The organism is Kineococcus indalonis (genome assembly GCF_009906395.1).
GTDB lineage: Bacteria > Actinomycetota > Actinomycetes > Actinomycetales > Kineococcaceae > Kineococcus > Kineococcus indalonis.
This window is the reverse complement of record NZ_JAAALM010000389.1, coordinates 1-3,849: the sequence shown is the minus strand read 5'-3', so window position 1 is coordinate 3,849 and position 3,849 is coordinate 1. Positions and strand designations below refer to the sequence as shown.

At 78.5% G+C, this 3,849-nt stretch carries 4 protein-coding genes and 1 pseudogene; 2 read left to right on the top strand and 3 right to left on the bottom strand.

The window, feature by feature from the left end:
- Positions 1-1,267 (bottom strand): DNA polymerase IV (locus tag GTR00_RS16210; protein WP_166612623.1); only part of this gene is annotated, 1,267 nt, incomplete at its 3' end.
- On the opposite strand from GTR00_RS16210, the gene GTR00_RS16205 reads away from it, so the two are divergent.
- Together GTR00_RS16205 and GTR00_RS16200 are read left to right on the top strand one after the other, a co-directional pair.
- Positions 1,158-1,991 (top strand): sulfite exporter TauE/SafE family protein, encoded by an 834-nt coding sequence (locus GTR00_RS16205; RefSeq protein ID WP_166612622.1) that lies wholly within the window; start codon positions 1,158-1,160, stop codon positions 1,989-1,991. The two genes, GTR00_RS16210 and GTR00_RS16205, sit on opposite strands and share 110 nt — an antisense overlap.
- Positions 1,992-2,004: 13 nt before the next feature.
- On the top strand, positions 2,005-3,066 hold the full coding sequence (locus GTR00_RS16200; RefSeq protein WP_166612621.1) for a winged helix DNA-binding domain-containing protein: 1,062 nt from the start codon (positions 2,005-2,007) through the stop codon (positions 3,064-3,066).
- Positions 3,067-3,073: 7 nt separating this feature from the next.
- Here the strand turns inward: GTR00_RS16200 and GTR00_RS23065 are convergent, their stop codons facing one another.
- Both GTR00_RS23065 and GTR00_RS26435 read right to left on the bottom strand, forming a co-directional pair.
- Positions 3,074-3,259 (bottom strand): hypothetical protein, encoded by a 186-nt coding sequence (locus GTR00_RS23065; RefSeq protein ID WP_205705963.1) that lies wholly within the window; start codon positions 3,257-3,259, stop codon positions 3,074-3,076.
- A gap of 74 nt (positions 3,260-3,333) precedes the next feature.
- Positions 3,334-3,717: pseudogene (locus tag GTR00_RS26435) on the bottom strand (aminotransferase class I/II-fold pyridoxal phosphate-dependent enzyme); the annotation flags it as partial.
- Between the last annotated feature and the right edge of the window lie 132 nt (positions 3,718-3,849).

Below are 3,849 nucleotides of genomic sequence, written 5' to 3'. Positions count from 1 at the left end.
CGCCGTGCCCCGCGTGCTCGCCGTGCCCCGCGTGCTCGCCGTGCCCCGCGTGCTCGCCGTGCCCCGCGTGCTCGCCGTGCCCCGCGTGCTCGCCGTGCCCCGCGTGCTCGCCGTGCCCGTCGGGGCCCGCGTGCTCCCGCGGGGCGCGCACCGGCCCCAGCAGGTCCGCCAGCAGGTCGGTCTGCGCGAACTCCGACAGACCCGACACGCCCACCCCCAGCAGCCGCACCCCGTCGGCCACGTCCACGCCCTCCAGCAGCTCCGCGGCGTGCGCGGCGATCTCGCGCGCCGCGCTCGTCGCGTGCGGCAGGGTGCGCGAGCGGTTCAGCGTCGTGAAGTCGTAGCGGCGCACCTTCAGCGTCACCGTGCGCCCCGAGACCCCCGAGGCCACCAGCCGGGACGCGACCCGCTCGGCCATCCGCCGGGTCCGCTCGGCCAGGTCGCGCCGGTCGGTCAGGTCCGTGGAGAACGTCTCCTCCGCCGAGACCGACTTCGCCTCCCGCTCGGGCACCACCGGCCGCGGGTCCACCCCGCGCGCGAACGCCAGCAGGCCCGTGCCGTGGGCGCGGCCCAGCATCCGCACCAGCTCCCCCTCGTCGGCGGCGGCCAGGTCCGCCACCGTGCGCAGCCCGCTGCGCACCAGCCGGTCACCGGTGACCGCCCCCACGCCGGGCAGCTTGCGCACGCTCAACGGCGCCAGCAGGTCGTGCTGCTCGCCCGGCGGCACGACCACCAGGGCGTCGGGCTTGCGCAGGTCCGAGGCGATCTTCGCCACCAGCTTGCTGGGGCCGGCGCCCACCGACACCGTCAGGCCGGTGCGCTCGCGCACCGCCGCCCGGAACCGCGCGGCGATCGCCGCCACGGCGCCGGCGTCCAGGCCCTCGTGCACGGCGGACAGGTCCACGTACGCCTCGTCCATCGACACCGGCTCCACCAGCGGCGACAGCTCGCGCGCCAGCGCCATGACCTGCTCCGAGACCACCCGGTAGGCGCCGAAGCGCCCCGCCAGGTACGCCGCGTTCGGGCACAGCCGGCGCGCCTGCGCCGTCGGCATCGCCGAGCCCACGCCGAACACGCGCGCCTCGTAGCTGGCGGTGGCCACCACCCCGCGCCCGCCGGTGCCGCCGACCACGACGGGGCGCCCGCGCAGCGAGGGCTTGTCGCGCTGCTCCACCGCGGCGAAGAAGGCGTCCAGGTCCAGGTGCAGCACGCCCGGGCGGTCCGGGTCCGGGCGCGAGCGCACCGCGGACCCGCCGGAGGACAGCACCCGACGAGTCTGCACCCCGCCCCCGACACCCGCGCGAGGCTATGCCCCCGCCGGCACCCTCGCGGTCGCCGTCTTCGCCGCCGTGCTGCCGGCGAAGGAGTCCACCGGCGCGATCCTGCCGCTGCTCATCGTCGGCGACCTGTTCGCCGTGGCCGCCTACCGCCGGCACGCCGACTGGGGGCTGCTGCTGCGGCTGCTGCCCAGCGTCCTGGTCGGCGTGCTGCTGGGCGTCTGGTTCGTCGACGTCGTCGACGACACCGTGATGCGCCGCTCCATCGGCGCGGTGCTGGTGCTGCTGGTGGCCACCCACCTGCTGCGCCGGTGGCGCCTGCGCCGCGCCGGGGTCGACGCGGTGCCCGCCTCCCCCGCCCGGCGGCGCCTGCTGGCCGCCGCGTTCGGGCTGCTGGCCGGGTTCTGCACGATGGTCGCCAACGCCGGCGGCACGCCCATGTCGATCTACCTGTTCACCATGGGCCTGGGCGTGATGTCGTTCCTGGGCACCGGGGCGTGGTTCTTCTTCATCCTCAACGTCATCAAGGTGCCGTTCAGCGCCGGGCTGGGCCTGGTCGACGCCGACTCGCTGCGCCTGGACCTGCTGCTGGTGCCCGCCGTCGTGGCCGGGGCGCTGCTGGGGCGCTGGCTGGTGGGCCGGCTGAACCGCGAGCTGTTCGAGAACGTGGTGCTCGGCGCCTCGGGGCTGTCCGGGCTGAACCTGCTGCGCTGACGGGGGGGCGGACGTGGGACCGAGCGCTCGCGAGGTGGGGCTGTGGCGGCTGGTCGCCCAGCGCGTCGTGCCGCCGCTGGGCGGCGCGGCGGCCGTGGTGGCGCACCTGCTGTGCGTGCAGGCGCAGGACCCGCGCGCCGCCGCCACCGCGGTGGCGCTGCGCACCGCCCCCGGCGCACCGGACCTCCCCGCCGCCCTGGACCGCGGGGAGGTGGTGCGCTCCTGGCCGCTGCGCGGCACCCTGCACCTGCTGCCCGCCGCGGACCTGCCGTGGGTGCTGGCGCTGTGCGCGCCGCGGGTGCTGCGCTCGACCACGGCCCGCCGCACCGCCCTGGGCATCGACGGGGACGACGTCGCCGCCGCCCGCCGCGCGGCCGAGGACCTGCTCGGCGGCGGGCGCGGCGCGGTGCGCTCGGAGGTGCTCGCCGCGTTCGAGGCCGCCGGGCAGGGCACCGCCGCCGGGCGCGGCTACCACCTGCTGCTGCACCTGTCGCTGACCGGCGTGCTGTGCCTGGGGCCGGTGCGCGGGCGCGAGCAGCAGTTCGTGCTGCTGGCCGAGCACGTGCCCGCCCCCCGCGCGCTCGAGGGCGAGGAGGCGCTCGCCGAGCTGGCCCTGCGCTTCCTGCTCTCGCACGGGCCCGCGAGCGTCGCGGACCTGGCCCGCTGGGCGGGGCTGCCGGTCACCGCCGCCCGGCGCGCGGTGGCCGCCGTGCGCGGGCGGCTGGCCGCCGTGGACGTCTCGGGCACCGAGCTGCTGCACGACCCCGCGCTGCCGGACCTGGTGGCCGGGCACCGCCGCGCCGCCGCCGGCACCCACCTGCTGCCCGGCTTCGACGAGTTCCTGCTCGGCTACGCCGACCGCTCGCACGTGCTGCCCGCCGAGCACGCCGAGCGCGTGGTGCCCGGCGGCAACGGCGTCTTCCGCGGCACCGTGGTGCACGGCGGCGCCGTGGTGGGCACCTGGACGCGCGAGGGCGACGGCGTGGGCACCGAGCCGTTCGGCGCGTTCGCGCCCGCGGTGCTGCGCGGCGTGCAGCGCTGCGCGGCCGCCCTGCCCGGCGGCCGCCTCGGCTGAGACCCGGTCAGGGGGCGGGCAGGCGGGAGAGGCCCTCCAGCAGCAGCTCCCGGTCGCCCGCCGCGCACACCCGCACCCAGCCCTCGCCGCGCGCGCCGAACGCGCTGCCCGGCGCCACCGCCACCCGCCGCTCGCGCAGGAACCGCTCCGTCCACCCCGCCACGTCCCCGCCGGCGGCGTGCGAGACGTCCACCCACAGGTGGGGTCGTGCCGGGCCGCGAACGCCAGCAGCGCGCGCAGGTCCTCCCCGCCCAGCACCGTGCCCAGCGGGTTCGAGGGGGAGTTCACCACCAGCGCCCGCGTGCGCGGGCCCACCGCCGCCTCCAGGTCCGCCGGGTCCGGGCGGAAGCCCCGCTCCGCGCGCAGCGCGTACGGCACCGGCACCGCCCCCACGTGCCGCGCCGCCATCGCGAAGTTCGCGCACCCCGGGTCCGGCACCAGCACCTCGTCCCCGGCGTCCAGCGTCAGCGTCATCGCCTGGTGCAGCGCCTGCATCCCGCCGGCCGTCACCCACACCCGCTCCGGGTCCACGGCCAGGGCGTCCTCCCGCGCCAGCTTCGCCGCGACCGCCGCGCGCAGCGGCTCGATGCCGCCGTTGCCGGTGTAGGAGGTGACGTCCGCCTCCCACGCCCGCGCCGCCGCGGCCAGCACGTGCGGGGCCACCGGCAGCACCGGCTCGCCCACGTTCAGCAGGATCGCGCCCGGCACGTCGCGCGCCAGCTCGAGCACCCGCCGGGTCCCCGACGGCGGGATCGCCGCCGCCCTCGCCGCGATCCCCGGCAC